The 17,634-nt window shown below is 49.6% G+C and carries 15 protein-coding genes and 2 tRNA genes; 2 read left to right on the plus strand and 15 right to left on the minus strand.

All coding sequences use genetic code 11. The annotated features are described in order from the left end of the window. Positions 1–131 precede the first annotated feature (131 nt). The 14 genes from pnp to rlmE all read right to left on the minus strand — a co-directional run bounded on the left by pnp (position 132) and on the right by rlmE (position 14,925). Positions 132–2,282: a polyribonucleotide nucleotidyltransferase gene (pnp, locus tag A9B99_RS19840; protein WP_064600584.1), complete on the minus strand. Its 2,151-nt coding sequence runs from the start codon at positions 2,280–2,282 to the stop codon at positions 132–134. 237 nt (positions 2,283–2,519) lie between these two features. Further along, a complete protein-coding gene (gene rpsO, locus A9B99_RS19845) occupies positions 2,520–2,789 on the minus strand; it encodes a 30S ribosomal protein S15 (protein WP_064600585.1) in 270 nt (89 codons plus the stop codon). Between the two features lie 105 nt (positions 2,790–2,894). After that, entirely contained in the window at positions 2,895–3,839 is a 945-nt protein-coding gene (gene truB, locus A9B99_RS19850) for a tRNA pseudouridine(55) synthase TruB (protein ID WP_064600587.1), read from the minus strand. Continuing rightward, positions 3,839–4,249, minus strand: a complete 411-nt coding sequence (gene rbfA / locus A9B99_RS19855; RefSeq protein WP_064600589.1) for a 30S ribosome-binding factor RbfA — start codon at positions 4,247–4,249, stop codon at positions 3,839–3,841. The genes truB and rbfA overlap by 1 nt, the downstream gene beginning before the upstream one ends. Before the next feature lie 70 nt (positions 4,250–4,319). Then, positions 4,320–7,025, minus strand: coding sequence for a translation initiation factor IF-2 (gene infB, locus A9B99_RS19860; RefSeq protein WP_064600591.1), 2,706 nt, complete (start codon positions 7,023–7,025; stop codon positions 4,320–4,322). A 24-nt stretch (positions 7,026–7,049) separates the two neighbouring features. Next, positions 7,050–8,537, minus strand: coding sequence for a transcription termination factor NusA (gene nusA, locus A9B99_RS19865; RefSeq protein WP_064600593.1), 1,488 nt, complete (start codon positions 8,535–8,537; stop codon positions 7,050–7,052). 25 nt (positions 8,538–8,562) lie between these two features. Next, positions 8,563–9,015: a ribosome maturation factor RimP gene (rimP, locus tag A9B99_RS19870; protein ID WP_064600739.1), complete on the minus strand. Its 453-nt coding sequence runs from the start codon at positions 9,013–9,015 to the stop codon at positions 8,563–8,565. A gap of 213 nt (positions 9,016–9,228) precedes the next feature. Next, positions 9,229–9,305: transfer RNA gene (locus A9B99_RS19875), tRNA-Met, on the minus strand. Between the two features lie 59 nt (positions 9,306–9,364). Next, positions 9,365–9,451, minus strand: a tRNA-Leu gene (locus A9B99_RS19880). Positions 9,452–9,487: 36 nt separating this feature from the next. Then, positions 9,488–9,823 (minus strand): preprotein translocase subunit SecG, encoded by a 336-nt coding sequence (gene secG, locus A9B99_RS19885; protein ID WP_064600595.1) that lies wholly within the window; start codon positions 9,821–9,823, stop codon positions 9,488–9,490. A gap of 220 nt (positions 9,824–10,043) precedes the next feature. Next, positions 10,044–11,381 carry a phosphoglucosamine mutase gene (gene glmM, locus A9B99_RS19890; protein ID WP_064600597.1) on the minus strand — a complete coding sequence of 446 codons (1,338 nt, stop codon included), beginning with the start codon at positions 11,379–11,381 and terminating at the stop codon, positions 10,044–10,046. Then, positions 11,374–12,222, minus strand: coding sequence for a dihydropteroate synthase (folP, locus tag A9B99_RS19895; protein ID WP_064600599.1), 849 nt, complete (start codon positions 12,220–12,222; stop codon positions 11,374–11,376). The genes glmM and folP overlap by 8 nt, the downstream gene beginning before the upstream one ends. A 79-nt stretch (positions 12,223–12,301) precedes the next feature. Beyond that, a complete protein-coding gene (gene ftsH, locus A9B99_RS19900) occupies positions 12,302–14,239 on the minus strand; it encodes an ATP-dependent zinc metalloprotease FtsH (protein WP_064600601.1) in 1,938 nt (645 codons plus the stop codon). Positions 14,240–14,295: 56 nt separating this feature from the next. Then, complete coding sequence (gene rlmE / locus A9B99_RS19905; protein WP_036104859.1) at positions 14,296–14,925, minus strand: 23S rRNA (uridine(2552)-2'-O)-methyltransferase RlmE; 630 nt, start codon at positions 14,923–14,925, stop codon at positions 14,296–14,298. Positions 14,926–15,045: 120 nt separating this feature from the next. On the opposite strand from rlmE, the gene yhbY reads away from it, so the two are divergent. Then, positions 15,046–15,339: a ribosome assembly RNA-binding protein YhbY gene (yhbY, locus tag A9B99_RS19910; protein WP_036105139.1), complete on the plus strand. Its 294-nt coding sequence runs from the start codon at positions 15,046–15,048 to the stop codon at positions 15,337–15,339. A 132-nt stretch (positions 15,340–15,471) separates the two neighbouring features. On the opposite strand, the gene greA is transcribed toward yhbY, so the two are convergent. Next, positions 15,472–15,948: a transcription elongation factor GreA gene (gene greA, locus A9B99_RS19915; RefSeq protein WP_064600603.1), complete on the minus strand. Its 477-nt coding sequence runs from the start codon at positions 15,946–15,948 to the stop codon at positions 15,472–15,474. Between the two features lie 255 nt (positions 15,949–16,203). On the opposite strand from greA, the gene dacB reads away from it, so the two are divergent. Beyond that, positions 16,204–17,634, plus strand: coding sequence for a serine-type D-Ala-D-Ala carboxypeptidase (gene dacB / locus A9B99_RS19920; protein ID WP_064600741.1), 1,431 nt, complete (start codon positions 16,204–16,206; stop codon positions 17,632–17,634).

The raw sequence follows: 17,634 nt of genomic DNA on the forward strand, positions 1-17,634 counted from the left end.
AAACAACTCTTCATGTCACCATGAAGAGTCAACTCCGCATTCCAGATACTGTTTTTGTTGCCCGCCAGTGCGGCACTGGCGGGCAACATGTTTACAGACGGTATCGGATATTAATATGCCATAGAGCGAGATTACTCTGCCTGAGTGTCAACCGCGGCATCCGGAGCAGATTTTTCTTCCTGCTCCTGCGCTTTTGGTTGCTCAACCGCTTCTTTCATGCTCAGACGCACACGGCCCTGGCGGTCAACTTCCAGTACTTTAACCGGAACTTCCTGGCCCATCTGCAGGTAGTCTGTCACTTTTTCTACACGCTTGTCGGCAATCTGAGAAATATGCACCAGACCTTCTTTACCGCCGCCAATCGCTACAAACGCACCGAAATCAACGATACGCGTAACTTTACCATTATAGATGCGACCAACCTCAATCTCAGCAGTAATTTCTTCGATGCGACGAATAGCATGTTTTGCTTTATCACCATCAGTTGCTGCGATTTTCACAGTACCGTCATCTTCAATTTCAATGGTTGTACCGGTTTCTTCAGTCAGAGCGCGGATTACAGAGCCACCTTTACCGATAATGTCTTTGATCTTATCAGGGTTGATCTTAATCGTATGGATACGCGGTGCAAATTCAGAAATGTCACCACGCGGAGCATTGATTGCCTGTTCCATCACACCCAGAATGTGCAGACGCGCACCTTTAGCCTGGTTCAGAGCAACCTGCATGATTTCACGGGTGATACCTTCGATTTTGATATCCATCTGCAAAGCAGTAATACCTTCACGAGAACCCGCTACTTTAAAGTCCATATCGCCAAGATGATCTTCATCGCCCAGGATATCAGAAAGGACAACGAAATTATCGCCTTCTTTCACCAGACCCATTGCGATACCCGCAACAGCAGCTTTCACCGGCACACCTGCATCCATCAGTGCTAAAGACGCACCGCAGACAGAAGCCATGGAAGAAGAACCATTGGACTCAGTGATTTCAGAAACAACACGCACAGTGTATGGGAAACGGTCTGCAGCAGGCATAACAGCTGCCACACCACGTTTAGCCAAACGACCATGACCAATTTCACGGCGTTTTGGCGAACCTACCATCCCGGTTTCACCCACAGAGTATGGAGGGAAGTTATAGTGGAACAGGAAACGATCAGTGCGCTCACCCATCAATTCATCGATGTTTTGCGCATCACGTTCAGTCCCTAAAGTTGCAGTAACCAGCGCCTGAGTTTCACCACGGGTAAACAGTGCTGAACCGTGAGTACGCGGCAGAACGCCTGTGCGCACATCCAGGCCACGAATCATGTCTTTTTCACGGCCATCAATGCGCGGTTCCCCAGCCAGTACGCGGCTACGGACAATGGTTTTTTCCAGCGCATGCAGAATTTCACCCAGTTCATTTTCGTCCAGGGCTTCATCTTCTGCCAACAAAGCAGCAATGACTTCAGATTTAATGACATCAACCTGAGCATAACGCTCCTGCTTGTCAGTAATGCGGTATGCATCGCTCAGACGCGCTTCAGCAAGAGCAGCAACGCGCGCATTCAATGCTTCGTTAACGGCTTCTGGCTGCCAGTCCCAACGCGGTTTACCCGCTTCAGCAACCAGCGCTTTGATATTTTCGATAACAATCTGTTGCTGGTCGTGACCAAAGACTACCGCACCCAGCATCTGGTCTTCACTCAGCAGTTCAGCTTCAGATTCAACCATCAGCACAGCGTTATCAGTACCTGCAACCACTAAATCCAGTTTACTGCTTTTCAGTTCATCGGCAGTTGGGTTCAGAACATACTGGTCATTAATATAACCAACACGCGCCGCACCAATTGGGCCATTGAATGGAATACCAGACAGAGACAAAGCAGCAGAAGCACCAATCATAGCAACGATATCAGGGTGAACCTGCGGGTTAACAGAAACAACCGTCGCAATAACCTGAACTTCGTTAACAAAACCTTCCGGGAACAGCGGACGAACCGGGCGGTCAATCAGACGCGCAATCAGCGTTTCGCCTTCACTTGGACGACCTTCACGACGGAAAAAACCGCCTGGAATACGGCCAGCCGCGTAAGTACGTTCCTGGTAGTTTACTGTAAGAGGGAAGAAATCCTGGCCGGGTTTCGCTTTTTTAGCACCAACAACGGTGACGAAAACGGCGGTGTCATCCATGCTGACCATCACGGCCGCAGTTGCCTGGCGAGCCATCATGCCAGTTTCGATGGTGACGGTATGTTGACCATACTGGAATTGACGAATGATCGGATTAAGCAAAATAGTATCCTTTCTTTAGACGAGTGACAGCACAACAAAGTGCTGTTGTGATTACCAGCCTTTATGCTCCCTCGCGACTAATGAAAACACAGAAAAATTATATGTGCTTTCATTAGCCGCGCGAACCTCAGCAATAAAGACTATTAAAAGCAACAATACATTACTTTCTGGTGAATTGCTGCTTTTGAGTTGAAAAAAGGGGCCTCTGGAGGCCCCTTTTTCAGAAACTCGCAAATATTAGCGACGCAGACCCAGACGTTCGATCAGGGAAGAATAGCGTGCAACATCTTTACGTTTCAGGTAGTCAAGCAGCTTACGACGCTGAGAAACCATGCGCAACAGACCACGACGGCTGTGGTGATCTTTTTTGTGCTCTGCAAAGTGACCTTGCAGGTGGTTGATCTGTGCAGTCAGCAGGGCAACCTGAACTTCAGTTGAACCGCTGTCGTTAGCACCACGACCAAACTCAGAAACGATTTTAGCTTTAGCTTCAACACTTAGAGACATTTTGAACTCCAGTAATTAAATAAGAAAAAAGGGTGCCGATCTCTAATTCAGCAGCCCCAGAGCCGCGCTATTCTACCTGCGCGGACAGGTTATCGCAAGGTGAGACTATACCGGATAATGAACAACCAAACGACGCGGCGCAACACGGCCTTCGTCATCAATTTCACCCATACCGATAAATTCACCAGTCTCGCCTTCGGTAACGCGAACCAGACCGTCAGAAGGTACCCCAGCAACCCTGACCGGCTGCCCTTGTTTGAAATACGCCGCAACAGCGGGCTGCAGATTCACTTGGGGGAAGTCGGCTGCCGGGCTGTCCATTGGCATCAGCAGAGGGTCCAGTACCGCCTCAATACCCGAGCCTTCTTCCTGGGCTTTCGCGACCAGTGTATTCAGGTGCTCAAGGGTCACCATGCGCTCGACCGGGTATTTACTGACAGCTAAACGCCGCAAAAAGGCAACATGCGCACCACAACCCAGTTTTTCGCCAAGATCATCAATGATTGTGCGAATGTAAGTTCCTTTAGAGCAGTGTACTTCCAGCTCCAGTTCATTACCTTCGTGGCGGATAAACAGCAATTCATACACAGTAATAGCACGCGCCTCCCGGGGAACTTCGATACCCTGGCGAGCATATTCATACAAAGGCCGCCCCTGGTACTTGAGTGCAGAGAACATGGATGGCACTTGTTCTGTTTCACCGCGAAAGCTTTCCAGCGCCTGAAGAAGATCAGATTCACTGAAGGTGGCCGGGCGCTCCTGAACCACAGTTCCGTCTGCATCAGAAGTATCGGTACGCTGCCCAAGCCGGGCAATTACACGGTAACGCTTGTCTGAATCTAACAGATAACGGGAAAACTTGGTTGCTTCACCAAGACAAACAGGCAGCATGCCCGTAGCCAGTGGATCCAGCGCCCCTGTGTGACCTGCCCGATTAGCATTAAAGAGGCGTTTTACTTTTTGCAGCGCATCATTTGATGACAGTCCATGCGGTTTATCCAGCAATAAAACACCATGGACATCACGCCCACGCCGACGAGGACGACTCATCAATCCTCCTTGTTGCTGTCATCCGTTTCCGAATGGGAACGGCGCGCTTCATCCTGTTTAACCACACTGCTGACCAGGTTAGACATACGCATCCCTTCAACCAGAGAGTTGTCGTAGATGAATGTCAGCTCCGGAACAATGCGCAAACGCATTGCCTTACCCAGCAACATGCGAATATAACCAGATGCATCCTGCAGCGCTTTCACGCCAGCTTTTACTGCTGCTTCATCCTGATCATTCAGGAAGGTGACATAAACTTTTGCATAAGCTAAATCACGGGATACTTCAACGCCTGAGACTGTTGTCATCAGACCTACACGCGGATCTTTAATTTCGCGCTGCAGAATGATTGCGATTTCTTTCTGCATTTCCTGCGATACGCGCTGCGGGCGACCAAACTCTTTCGCCATAATAGTTTCTCCAGACAAATCAGGGGGGCACCAGGCCCCCCTTAATAATCTTACCGAGCCCAGAAAGGGATTAGGAAATGGTACGTTGAACTTCGATTATTTCGAAGACTTCAATCATGTCGCCGGTGCGAACATCATTGTAGTTCTTAACGCCGATACCACATTCCATACCATTACGGACTTCGTTAACGTCATCTTTAAAGCGACGCAGAGACTCCAGCTCGCCTTCATAGATAACCACGTTATCACGCAGAACACGAATTGGGTTGTGGCGTTTAACCACACCTTCCGTAACCATACAACCCGCAATCGCGCCAAACTTCGGTGATTTGAACACATCACGAACTTCAGCCAGGCCGATAATTTGCTGTTTGTATTCCGGAGCCAGCATACCGCTCATAGCCTGTTTAACTTCGTCAATCAGGTTATAGATAACGGAGTAGTAGCGCAGGTCGATGCTTTCAGCTTCAATAACACGGCGGGCAGAGGCATCAGCACGGACGTTAAAGCCTACAACAATCGCGTTGGATGCAGCAGCCAGCGTCGCATCGGTCTCAGTAATCCCACCAACACCAGAGCCCACAATTTTCACTTTCACTTCATCTGTGGACAGCTTGACCAGAGAATCGGTAATTGCTTCAACAGAGCCCTGAACGTCGGCTTTCAGTACGATATTAACCTCAGAAACCTCACCTTCAGTCATGTTAGCAAACATGTTTTCCAGTTTAGATTTCTGCTGACGAGCCAGTTTAACTTCACGGAATTTGCCCTGACGATACAGCGCCACTTCACGCGCTTTTTTCTCATCACGGACAACTGTAGCTTCATCACCCGCTGCAGGCACACCAGACAAGCCCAGGATTTCTACTGGAATTGACGGACCCGCCTCTTCAACATCTTTGCCCAGTTCGTTACGCATTGCACGAACACGGCCATACTCGAAACCGCACAGGACAATATCGCCACGATGCAACGTACCTTCACGAACCAGCACAGTTGCTACCGGGCCACGTCCTTTATCCAGGAAGGATTCGATAACCACACCGCTCGCCATACCATTACGTACAGCTTTCAGTTCCAGTACTTCAGATTGCAGCAAGATAGCATCCAGTAGCTCATCAACACCGGTGCCTGCTTTTGCAGAAACATGAACGAACTGGCATTCACCACCCCATTCTTCTGGAATGATGCCGTACTGAGCCAGTTCGTTCTTAACGCGATCCGGATCTGCTTCTGGTTTATCAATCTTGTTCACAGCAACAACTACAGGGACTTTCGCCGCTTTAGCGTGCTGGATAGCTTCAATAGTTTGCGGCATCACGCCATCGTCTGCTGCAACAACCAGCACCACAATATCTGTTGCCTGAGCACCACGAGCACGCATTGCGGTAAACGCTGCGTGGCCTGGGGTGTCCAGGAAAGTAATCATGCCGTTGTCGGTCTGAACGTGATAAGCACCGATATGCTGAGTAATACCGCCGGCCTCACCAGAGGCAACCTTCGTTGAACGAATGTAGTCCAGCAGAGACGTTTTACCGTGGTCAACGTGACCCATGATAGTCACAACAGGTGCACGCGGTTCTGCCTGAGCACCAGTATCACGGTCACTCATTACTGCTTCTTCCAGCTCGTTTTCACGGCGCAGGATAACTTTGTGCCCCATTTCCTCAGCAACAAGCTGCGCGGTTTCCTGGTCAATCACCTGGTTGATGGTTGCCATTGCACCCATTTTCATCATTGCTTTGATGACCTGAGAGCCTTTCACCGCCATTTTGTTAGCCAGTTCCGCAACAGTGATGGTTTCACCAATCATGACATCACGGTTAACTGCCTGAACAGGTTTCTGGAAACCTTGTTGCAGAGCGCTGCCTTTACGCTGACGCCCGCCTTTACCACCACGAATGGCGGCGCGCGCTTCTTCACGGTCAGCTTTGGATTCGGCGTGTTTGTTACCTTTCTTAGGACGTGAAGCTTTAGCGTTGCGACCACGGCCACGGCCACCTTCAACTTCACGGTCATTATCATCTTCAGCCTGACGAGCATGCTGAGACGTTGTAACGTGATAGTCGCTGCTTTCCGTTTCTTCGTCAGTATTACGCCAACTGTCGGCATTCTCTTCCGCCATGCGACGGGCTTCGTCTGCAACGCGGCGAGCCTCTTCCTCAATTTTGCGGCGGGCTTCTTCTTCAGCCTTACGTTTCAGCTCTGCTGCTTCTGCTTCACGACGGGCTTTCTCAGCCTGTACGGCTTTCTGTTGTTCGGATTGTTGATTGCTCACTTTGCTATTTTCCGCAGCTTCACGTTTCGCTTGTTCCGCGGCCTCACGCTTCGCATGTTCATCGGCATCGCGTTTGGCTTTCTCTTCCGCTTCGCGTTTGGCCTTTTCCTCAGCCACACGTTTAGCAGATTCCTCTGCTTCACGACTGGCCAGCTCTTCCGCCTCACGCTGCGCTTGCTCTTCCGCGGCAAGACGCTCAGCTTCTTGCGGATCACGTTTTACAAAGGTGCGCTTTTTGCGGACTTCCACTTGTACCGATTTACTTTTACCACCGGTACCCTGAATACTCAAAGTGCTGCGCGTTTTGCGCTGCAATGTTAACTTGTCTGGCCCTGAACCATGCTCACGGTTCAAAAATGCCAGCAAAGCTTGTTTTTCTTGCGCTGTCACCGAATCTTCAGACGATTTGCGGATCCCGGCATCAGCAAATTGCTGTATCAGGCGATCCACTGGAGTCTGAATCTCCGCGGCCAGCGATTTAATAGTCACATCTGTCATGCTGTTCCTTCCTGCTACAGTTTATTACGCTTCGTCGCCGAACCAGCAAATATTTCGGGCGGCCATAATCAGCGCCCCGGCTTTCTCATCGGTTAAGCCTTCAATATCTGACAGGTCATCAATGCCCTGTTCGGCGAGATCTTCCAGCGTACTAATACCACGCGTAGCCAGTTTAAAGGCCAGCGCACGATCCATACCTTCAAGGTTAAGCAGATCGTCGGTAGGTTTCTTATCACCGAGGCTTTCTTCCTGCGCCAACGCCAGCGTGGTCAGCGCGTTTTTCGCGCGGTCACGTAATGCTTCTACAGTAGCTTCATCAAGCCCATCGATTTCAAGCAACTCTTTCATCGGGACATACGCGAGCTCTTCCAGTGAGGAGAAGCCTTCTTCTACCAGAACAGTCGCGAAATCTTCATCGATATCGAGATACTTGGTGAACGTATCAATGGCGGCGTGTGCTTCAGCCTGGTGCTTAGCCTGTAAGTCTTCTACCGTCATGACATTCAGTTCCCAGCCACTCAGTTGAGAAGCAAGACGAACGTTTTGACCGTTACGACCAATAGCCTGCGCCAGGTTACCCGCTTCTACCGCAATATCCATTGTGTGTTTATCTTCATCAACCACAATGGAAGCGACATCAGCAGGCGCCATTGCATTGATAACGAACTGAGCAGGATTATCATCCCACAGCACGATATCAATACGCTCGCCGCCAAGTTCAGTTGATACTGCCTGTACGCGTGCCCCTCGCATCCCAACACATGCGCCAACAGGGTCGATGCGTTTATCATTGGTTTTCACCGCAATTTTTGCGCGAGAACCCGGGTCACGAGCCGCAGCTTTAATTTCGATGACTTCTTCGCCGATTTCCGGAACTTCAATGCGGAACAACTCAATCAGCATTTCCGGCTTAGCACGAGTCACAAATAACTGCGCACCACGTGATTCAGGACGCACGGAATACAGCACCCCACGCACACGGTCACCCGGGCGAAAGTTTTCACGCGGCAACATATCTTCACGAAGAATGACGGCTTCTGCGTTATTACCCAGATCCAGCGTGATATTTTCGCGATTCACTTTCTTCACCATACCGGTGATGATTTCGCCTTCATGTTCACGGAACTGATCAACCACCATTGCACGCTCTGCTTCGCGCACTTTCTGCACGATAACCTGTTTGGCAGTTTGCGTGGTGATGCGGTCAAAAGTCACTGACTCGATCTGGTCTTCTACATAGTCACCCAGATTCAGCGCAGGATCTTCGAACTGCGCGGCTTCCAGCGTGATTTCACGCGTAGGCTGGGTAACTTCCTCAACGATCAGCCAGCGGCGGAAAGTGTCAAAATCGCCACTTTTCCGGTCAATGCTGACGCGGACGTCGATTTCTTGCTCATATTTTTTCTTGGTCGCTGTTGCAAGGGCTGTTTCCAGCGCTTCAAAAATTTTTTCGCGCGGAACCGCTTTTTCATTAGAAACAGCTTCAACAACAGCCAAAATTTCTTTGTTCATCCTGGGTTCGCCTCAAGCCAGACTATTAAAAGTGGGGGACCAGGTTCGCTTTCTGAATATTACTCAGTGCGAACACTTCATCGTTGCCATCGACCGTAACGGTAACCATCTCACCATCAACCTGTTTGATGATGCCCTGCCATTTACGACGGTTCTGCACTGCCATACGCAACACCAATGTGACTTCCTCACCGAGAAAACGCGTGTAATGCGCGGCAGTAAACATCGGACGGTCAAGGCCAGGAGAGGAGACTTCGAGGTTATAAGCAACAGTGATTGGATCTTCTACATCCATTACTGCACTTACCTGATGACTAACATCAGCACAATCATCAACAGTGATACCATTCGGACTATCAATGTAGATGCGCAACGTAGACGTACGACCGCGAACAAACTCAATACCAACCAGTTCGTAGCCCAGAGCCTCTACTGGTGCAGTAATCATCTCTGTTAACTTTTGCTCTAATGTGGACAAGCCCACCCCCAAGACATAAAAAAAGGGCGCTAAGCCCAGTTATTCTCTCGTCAGATAACAAAAAACCCCGATAAATCGGGGCTTTATATAACTGAACCCTACAAGCCGCGACTGCGACCTGGAACTATTTCCATGAGAATTTTTTTCAAAATTCCATTGTGAAAAGAACTGTCGCTCTTCACAGTATATTTGAAAAACAACTCTCAGGGAAATTGGTTGCGGGGGCCGGATTTGAACCGACGACCTTCGGGTTATGAGCCCGACGAGCTACCAGGCTGCTCCACCCCGCGTCCGAAAACGTGGCAAATACTACGCCTTTAACACAAAAAAAGCAAACTTCGCTGGGATTTGGTACCGAGGACGGGACTTGAACCCGTAAGCCCAATCGGGCACTACCACCTCAAGGTAGCGTGTCTACCAATTCCACCACCTCGGCACTTATTTCGCACAAAAAGTACGATGATACGACAACTTAGTGCGGGATATCGCTGCTCGGCTGCGCTGGCGCTGCCGGTTGAGTAGTCTTCTCAGTTTGAGCGGGCTGACTCAGATTGTCCCAGCTGCTTCCCTTGGTGGTTTTGTTGCTGTTGATATTACCCAGCGCAAGGCTGATAATAAAAAACAGTGTCGCCAGCACGGCAGTCATGCGGGTCATAAAGTTACCAGAACCGCTTGAACCAAACAGAGTTGCAGAAGCGCCTGCGCCAAAGGAGGCACCCATATCAGCACCTTTACCTTGCTGCAGCATAATCAAGCCAACAAGGCCGATGGCTACAATAAGGAAAACGACTAAAAGAGCTTCGTACATAATTAACCTGTTCCTTGCGGATTTCCGCATGCCAATGCTTCTAACCAAAAAGACGTGGGTATTTGTCATTCCCCACTGAAGCGGGTGTGAATACTAACCAAAGCGCATGCACTGTGCAAGACCATTTTCTTCGCAATGATTCAATTGCAGAAAAAAGCGGCAACACGCGCAGATTTCAGCCGGTGAGGCGAGAATCGCCCCTACCGGCAGTGTCGTATTTTCAGACCGCTTTCACTGCATCGGCTATTTGGTTAGCCAGTTGAGTCACCTGCGCTTCATCTTCGCCTTCCACCATCACACGAATTAGCGGTTCTGTACCTGATTTACGCAACAGGACTCGCCCGCGTTTACCCAAAGTGCGCTCGACTTCCGCTGTGACTTGTTTCACGCTATCGTGCTCCAGTGGGTCACCACTCCCCGCGGTATAACGGACATTAACCAGAATCTGCGGGAAGAGTGACATACCACTGCACAAATCATGCAGGTTCATATGATTGCGCACGACAGCAGCCAGAACCTGAAGACCGGCAAGAATACCGTCTCCTGTGGTACTTTTATCCAACAGAATGACGTGGCCAGAGTTCTCCGCGCCAATACGCCAACCTTTTTCCTGCATTTTCTCCAGCACATAGCGGTCACCGACCTTTGCCCGTGCAAATGGTATACCCAGCTGTTTCAGTGCCAGTTCCAGCCCCATATTGCTCATCAGCGTGCCGACCACCCCTCCCTGGAGTTTGCCCTGGCGCAAGCCTTCACGGGCAATAATGTAGAGGATTTGGTCACCATCAACACGGTTTCCGAGATGGTCGACCATGATCACGCGGTCGCCATCGCCATCAAAAGCCAGCCCAAGATCTGCGTTTTCCGCAATCACTCTGGACTGAAGCGCTGCAACATCTGTCGCACCGCATTTTTCATTGATATTCAGCCCATTGGGTTCACAACCCATGGTAATTACGTTGGCCCCCAACTCACGAAAAACATTTGGCGCAATGTGGTATGTTGCACCATTAGCACAATCGACAACCATTTTAAGGCCGTTCAAATTCAGTTCGTTTGGGAAGGTACCTTTGCAGAACTCAATATAACGGCCGGCAGCATCAACAATACGGCTGGCTTTACCCAGCATGGCCGATTCCGCGCAAGTAATCTCTTTTTCCAGTTCGGCTTCAATAGCTTCTTCTACCTCATCTGGCAACTTGGTACCTTCTGTAGAGAAAAACTTGATACCGTTGTCATAATACGGGTTATGGGATGCCGAAATGACAATGCCAGCTTCAGCCCGAAAAGTACGGGTTAAATATGCCACTGCCGGTGTCGGCATGGGACCGGTAAACGAGGCAGACAAACCGGCAGCTGCCAGCCCGGCTTCCAGTGCGGATTCCAGCATATAGCCCGATATGCGGGTATCTTTGCCAATAATCACTTTTCGTGAACCGTGGCGTGCCAGCACTTTACCCGCAGCCCAGCCCAGTTTCAGAACAAAGTCAGGTGTAATAGGGGCTTGACCAACACAGCCGCGAATCCCATCGGTACCAAAATATTTACGGTTACTCATAGCGTCTATTTTCCTTCGCTGACAACGTCGCTTCCACAACCCGCATCGCCTCAACAGTTTCTTTTACATCGTGAACACGAATAATATGTGCCCCTTGCATAGCGGCGATAACCGCACATGCAAGGCTACCGCTCAGGCGCTGATCCGGCCCCACATTCAGGAGTTGCCCAACCATCGATTTACGGGACATCCCCACCAACAGTGGCAAACCGAAATGATGCAGTTCAGATAAACGCGCCAGCAACTGATAATTGTGCCCCAGATTTTTACCGAAACCGAAGCCGGGGTCGAGTAACAATTTGTCTTTCGCGATGCCTGAAGCTTCACAGCGTGCAATTTGTTCCATCAGGAAATGCTCTACATCCTGAAAGACATCATCATAATGCGGAGCATCCTGCATAGTGCGAGGTTCACCCTGCATGTGCATCAGACAAACTGGCAGCCCAGTTTCTGCCGCCGCTTCTATTGCTCCAGGCATTTTAAGTGAGCGGATATCGTTAATCAGATGTGCACCTGCTCGTGCGGACTCCCGAATAACTTCAGGCCGAGAAGTATCCACCGACACCCACACTTCAAAACGCTGTGCCAGCGCCTCAACAACCGGAATAACACGGGCAAGTTCTTCTTCCACACTCACTAAAGCGGCACCAGGCCGGGTAGACTCGCCCCCCACATCAACAATGGTCGCCCCGGCGTTAATCATCAGGTTGGCATGTTTTACGGCTTCATTCAGGGTGTTGTGCTGACCGCCATCAGAAAAGGAATCTGGCGTGACATTTAAAATCCCCATGACATGAGGATGCGAGAGATCAAGTGAAGTCCCCTGAGCAAAGAGTTTCATGTGATTACCTTCAGAAAACGCGTTACGGATGAGAAAAACCCCGGACAAGCCGGGGTTTACAGATTACAGCAAAATGGGATTATTTATCACCAGCCTGCTCTGACATGGGATTTCCGGGTTTATTGATATCCGGGTCGTCCACTGGTTTTGGCGCTGTTGGCGTACCAGAGGAATTGTCAGTGTTGTTGCTGGCATTAGGGTCTTCCCAGCCAGCTGGTGGGCGCACATCACGCCGGGCCATCAAATCATCAATCTGCGGTAAATCAATAGTTTCATATTTCATTAACGCATCTTTCATAGCATGGAGGATGTCCATGTTATCGTTAAGGATTTGACGGGCACGGTTGTAATTACGCTCAATCAGTGACTTCACTTCCTGGTCGATAATACGAGCTGTTTCGTCTGACATGTGTTTCGCTTTAGCCACACTGCGGCCAAGGAACACCTCGCCATCTTCTTCCGCATACAGCAATGGCCCCAGTTTCTCTGAGAAGCCCCACTGAGTGACCATGTTACGAGCAAGGTTGGTCGCGACTTTAATATCGTTGGACGCACCAGTTGACACATGCTCAACACCGTAAATTATCTCTTCTGCCAGACGTCCACCGTAGAGTGTCGAGATCTGGCTTTCCAGTTTCTGACGGCTGGCACTGATTGCATCGCCTTCAGGCAGGAAGAAAGTCACACCTAATGCCCGACCACGAGGAATAATCGTTACTTTATGTACCGGGTCGTGTTCCGGCACCAGACGCCCAATAATAGCGTGGCCCGCTTCATGATATGCGGTTGATTCTTTCTGAGCTTCAGTCATCACCATTGAGCGTCGTTCAGCGCCCATCATGATTTTGTCTTTCGCTTTTTCAAATTCAACCATGGACACAACGCGTTTATTACCACGGGCGGCAAACAAAGCGGCTTCGTTCACAAGGTTAGCCAGGTCCGCACCGGAAAAACCCGGTGTACCACGGGCAATAATAGCCGCATCGATATCCGGAGCCAGCGGCACACGGCGCATATGCACTTTAAGGATTTGCTCACGACCACGTACATCAGGCAGCCCAACGACAACCTGGCGGTCAAAACGCCCAGGACGCAACAAAGCTGGGTCCAGAACATCCGGGCGGTTAGTCGCTGCAATGACGATAATACCTTCATTGCCTTCAAACCCATCCATTTCGACCAGCATCTGGTTCAGTGTCTGTTCACGTTCATCATGACCGCCACCCAAACCAGCACCACGCTGACGCCCCACCGCATCGATCTCATCGATAAAGATAATGCAAGGAGCTGCTTTTTTAGCCTGTTCGAACATGTCACGGACACGGGATGCACCCACACCCACAAACATTTCAACAAAGTCAGAACCTGAAATGGTGAAAAACGGTACTTTTGCTTCACCGGCAATAGCCTTGGCAAGCAATGTCTTACCAGTACCTGGAGGGCCAACCATCAGCACACCTTTCGGGATCTTACCGCCTAATTTCTGGAAGCGGCTTGGCTCACGAAGATATTCCACCAGTTCACCAACTTCTTCTTTCGCTTCGTCACAACCCGCGACATCGGCAAAAGTAGTTTTAATCTGATCTTCCGTCAGCATTCGCGCCTTACTCTTGCCGAACGACATGGCACCTTTGCCACCTCCGCCCTGCATTTGGCGCATAAAAAATATCCAGACACCAATAAGCAAAAGCATTGGGAACCATGAAATAAAGATCGTTGCCAGCAGGCTTTGTTCTTCTGGTGGTTCACCAACAACCTTGACGTTCTTGGTAAGCAGGTTATCAAGAAGTTTGGGATCGTTTACGGGGATATAAGTCGTGTATCGGTTACTATCTTTCTTGGTAACGGTAATCTCACGTCCGTTGATACGCGCTTCACGAATCTGATCCTGATTGACCTCAGACAGGAAGGTAGAGTAATCCACCCTGCGGCCATTAGACTCGCTGGGCCCAAAGCTCTGGAATACTGACATCAGCACAACGGCAATGACCAGCCAGAGTATTAGGTTTTTCGCCATGTCACTCAAGGGATTAACCTCATATTACAACTGTGTTAACAAACAGCGTCAGGGTACTATAGTTTACGCCCGGTCGCTACAATGTACACTTCACGTGAGCGAGCACGCGAAGCGTCCGGCTTACGAACTTTAACACTCGTAAACAGGGAGCGAATTTCCCGCAGGTACTCATCGAAACCTTCGCCCTGAAAAACCTTCACTACAAAACTACCACCTGGTGCCAGAATATCACGACACATTTCTAACGCCAGTTCCACCAAATACATAGCTCGGGGAATATCAACAGCAGGTGTTCCGCTCATATTGGGTGCCATATCGGACATGACAACCTGAACTTTTTTATCACCCACACGTTCAAGAAGCGCTTTCAGGACTAATTCATCACGAAAATCACCCTGAAGAAAGTCCACACCGACGATTGGATCCATAGGTAAAAGATCGCAGGCAATGATACGACCTTTCCCGCCGATTTGACTTACCACATATTGCGACCACCCACCAGGCGCCGCACCAAGGTCGACAACCGTCATACCCGGCTTAAAAAGTTTGTCACCTTGCTGTATTTCATCAAGTTTAAACCAGGCACGGGATCGTAACCCTTTTTTCTGTGCCTTCTGAACGTATTTATCGCTAAAGTGTTCCTGCAACCAGCGGCTAGAGCTGGCAGAACGCTTTTTACCTGTCATTTTATAATCCAGTCGGGTTCATCTTCCGCGAGCAATATCAAAAAGCGCACGGCGATTTGGCTATAATCAGGAGATGGCGGTAGAATGTCCCGTTTTCAATCCCAACGTAAGCAAAAAACGATGAATCTGAGTACAAAACAAAAACAGCACCTGAAAGGTCTCGCGCATCCGCTCAAGCCGGTAGTCCTGCTTGGCAATAACGGTCTGACCGAAGGGGTGCTGGCCGAGATTGAACAAGCGCTGGAGCACCACGAACTGATCAAGGTTAAAGTTGCCACAGAAGATCGTGAAACGAAAACTTTGATAGTGGAAGCCATCGTGCGGGAAACCGGAGCCTGTAATGTACAGGTCATCGGTAAAACGCTGGTGCTTTATCGCCCATCCCAGGAACGCAAAATTTCGCTGCCTCGTTAACAAAAAGTGCAATAATCATCTGCATTTTTATAACGCAGGCTGAGCAAAATGACACGCTCCTTTCATGGTTAAAAGGCCGCATTGCGGCCTTTTCCATTCTTTACAAAACCGTTATATCCAGCGTAGCAGAAATCAGAGGTATTCTACCTTGATGATTTCAAATTCAACTAACCCACCAGGGGTGTTAATTCCTACGATATCATCGGCTTCTTTACCAATCAGCCCACGAGCAATTGGTGAGTTAACAGAGATAAGATTCTTTTTAAAATCGGCCTCGTCATCACCAACGATACGGTAAGTTTGCTCTTCTTCGGTATCAAGATTCAGTACAGTTACCGTTGCACCAAAGATAACACGACCATTGTTAGGCAACCTGGTCACATCGATAACCTGTGCATTAGACAGCTTGCCTTCAATATCCTTGATACGGCCTTCACAAAAGCCTTGTTGCTCACGCGCAGCATGGTATTCGGCATTTTCCTTTAAATCACCGTGCTCACGCGCTTCGGCGATGGCTGCGATGATCTCCGGACGGCGAACGCCCTTCAGAAACTCAAGCTCTTCGCGCAATTTTTCGGCGCCACGTAAAGTCATCGGAATAGCTTGCATATTATACCTCATTATAAAAAACGCCCCGGACACAAGGGCCACAATTGGCCGCACAACCGGAGTACTGCCCGAAGAAACTCTGCATTCACCGGGCCAGAAACAAAAGAAAACTACCCCGAAGCAAAGCTTCAGGCTAGTCGTATTTCGCATTTTGATACGTATTTTAACCTGAAGTTCCCCGGGGGTCATCGTTTACTTTACAGGGGATTGCACCGTAGTATGACGGCACGTTTCCAGGTTTTAATGCCAAAAATTATGCGATTTTTACATTTAGCTGTTGGGCTGGTTTTATCCTTCGCCTTAGAAGCTCAGGCTGCAAATATTGATGAATACGTCAAACAACTCCCACCAGGCGCTAACCTCGCGCTTCTGGTGCAAAAAGCGGGCTCAGATACGCCGCTTATTGATTACCATGGCCAACAAATGGCACTGCCCGCCAGTACTCAGAAAGTGATAACGGCTCTCGCAGCCCTGTTATCGCTCGGCCCTGATTACCGTTTCACAACAACCCTTGAAAGCCATGGAAACATCAATGACGGGATTTTGCAAGGAGACCTTATAGCAAGGTTCACCGGCGACCCGACATTGAAGAGGCAGCAATTACACAATATGGTAGCCAGCCTGAAAAAGGCGGGAATTACAAAAATTCAGGGAAATATCTTAATTGATACATCGGTATTCGCCAGCCACGATAAAGCCCCCGGCTGGCCATGGAATGATATAACGCAATGCTTCAGCGCTCCGCCATCTGCGGCTATCGTCGATAAAAATTGTTTTTCCGTATCCCTTTCCAGTCCACGTCCCAATGAAACGGCTACGGTGCGCCTGGCATCGTATTACCCTGTTCATGTGTTTTCTAATGTGCGAACACTTGCCCATGGTTCTGCAGATGCCAAATATTGTGAACTGGATGTCGTCACAGGTGACCTGAATCGCTACACATTAACAGGTTGCCTGACCCAGCGTGAAGACCCATTACCTCTCGCGTTCGCTGTACAGGACGGGGCCAGCTATGCCGGTGAAATACTCAAAGATGAGTTGAATAGTGCGGGAATAACCGTGAGCGGAACACTGATTCGCCAAACTCGAGTAAACCAGCCAGGGCAGGTTTTAGCCTCCACGCAGTCTGCTCCCCTCCATGATTTACTACGCATGATGCTAAAAAAATCTGACAACATGATTGCTGATACTGTTTTTCGCACTATTGGGCGGGAAACCCTGGGGGTTCAGGGAACCTGGCGGGCAGGCGCAGATGCTGTTCGCCAAATCCTGAAGCAGAAGGCTGGTATCGATTTAGGTAACACTATTCTGGTGGATGGTTCAGGTTTATCACGCCATGACCTGATTTCGCCTTCAACCATGATGCAAGTGCTACAATTTATTGCCAAAAATGATAATCAGCTAAACTTTATCTCAATGCTGCCACTGGCCGGCCATGATGGCACGCTGCAATACCGGGCCGGGCTGCATGAAGCAGGAGTGGATGGGAAGGTTTCAGCCAAAACAGGATCATTGCAAGGGGTGTATAACCTTGCAGGGTTCATTACAACGGCATCCGGGCAAAAACTGGCATTTGTTCAATATCTTTCTGGTTATGCCGTTGAACCCGGCGACCAACGTAACAGAAGGATACCGCTGGTACGCTTTGAAAGCCGACTCTACAAAGACCTCTATCAGAATAACTAA

It is taken from the genome of Mangrovibacter phragmitis (genome assembly GCF_001655675.1).
GTDB classification, from domain to species: domain Bacteria; phylum Pseudomonadota; class Gammaproteobacteria; order Enterobacterales; family Enterobacteriaceae; genus Mangrovibacter; species Mangrovibacter phragmitis.

What these genes read in the sequence shown, in the direction of transcription:
- rpsO (WP_064600585.1), bottom strand. Translation starts at nt 2,789, where the DNA reads ATGTCTCTAAGTGTTGAAGCTAAAGCTAAAATCGTTTCTGAGTTTGGT.
- truB (WP_064600587.1), bottom strand. Translation starts at nt 3,839, where the DNA reads ATGAGTCGTCCTCGTCGGCGTGGGCGTGATGTCCATGGTGTTTTATTG.
- rbfA (WP_064600589.1), bottom strand. Translation starts at nt 4,249, where the DNA reads ATGGCGAAAGAGTTTGGTCGCCCGCAGCGCGTATCGCAGGAAATGCAG.
- infB (WP_064600591.1), bottom strand. Translation starts at nt 7,025, where the DNA reads ATGACAGATGTGACTATTAAATCGCTGGCCGCGGAGATTCAGACTCCA.
- nusA (WP_064600593.1), bottom strand. Translation starts at nt 8,537, where the DNA reads ATGAACAAAGAAATTTTGGCTGTTGTTGAAGCTGTTTCTAATGAAAAA.
- secG (WP_064600595.1), bottom strand. Translation starts at nt 9,823, where the DNA reads ATGTACGAAGCTCTTTTAGTCGTTTTCCTTATTGTAGCCATCGGCCTT.
- glmM (WP_064600597.1), bottom strand. Translation starts at nt 11,381, where the DNA reads ATGAGTAACCGTAAATATTTTGGTACCGATGGGATTCGCGGCTGTGTT.
- folP (WP_064600599.1), bottom strand. Translation starts at nt 12,222, where the DNA reads ATGAAACTCTTTGCTCAGGGGACTTCACTTGATCTCTCGCATCCTCAT.
- ftsH (WP_064600601.1), bottom strand. Translation starts at nt 14,239, where the DNA reads ATGGCGAAAAACCTAATACTCTGGCTGGTCATTGCCGTTGTGCTGATG.
- rlmE (WP_036104859.1), bottom strand. Translation starts at nt 14,925, where the DNA reads ATGACAGGTAAAAAGCGTTCTGCCAGCTCTAGCCGCTGGTTGCAGGAA.
- yhbY (WP_036105139.1), top strand. Translation starts at nt 15,046, where the DNA reads ATGAATCTGAGTACAAAACAAAAACAGCACCTGAAAGGTCTCGCGCAT.
- greA (WP_064600603.1), bottom strand. Translation starts at nt 15,948, where the DNA reads ATGCAAGCTATTCCGATGACTTTACGTGGCGCCGAAAAATTGCGCGAA.
- dacB (WP_064600741.1), top strand. Translation starts at nt 16,204, where the DNA reads ATGCGATTTTTACATTTAGCTGTTGGGCTGGTTTTATCCTTCGCCTTA.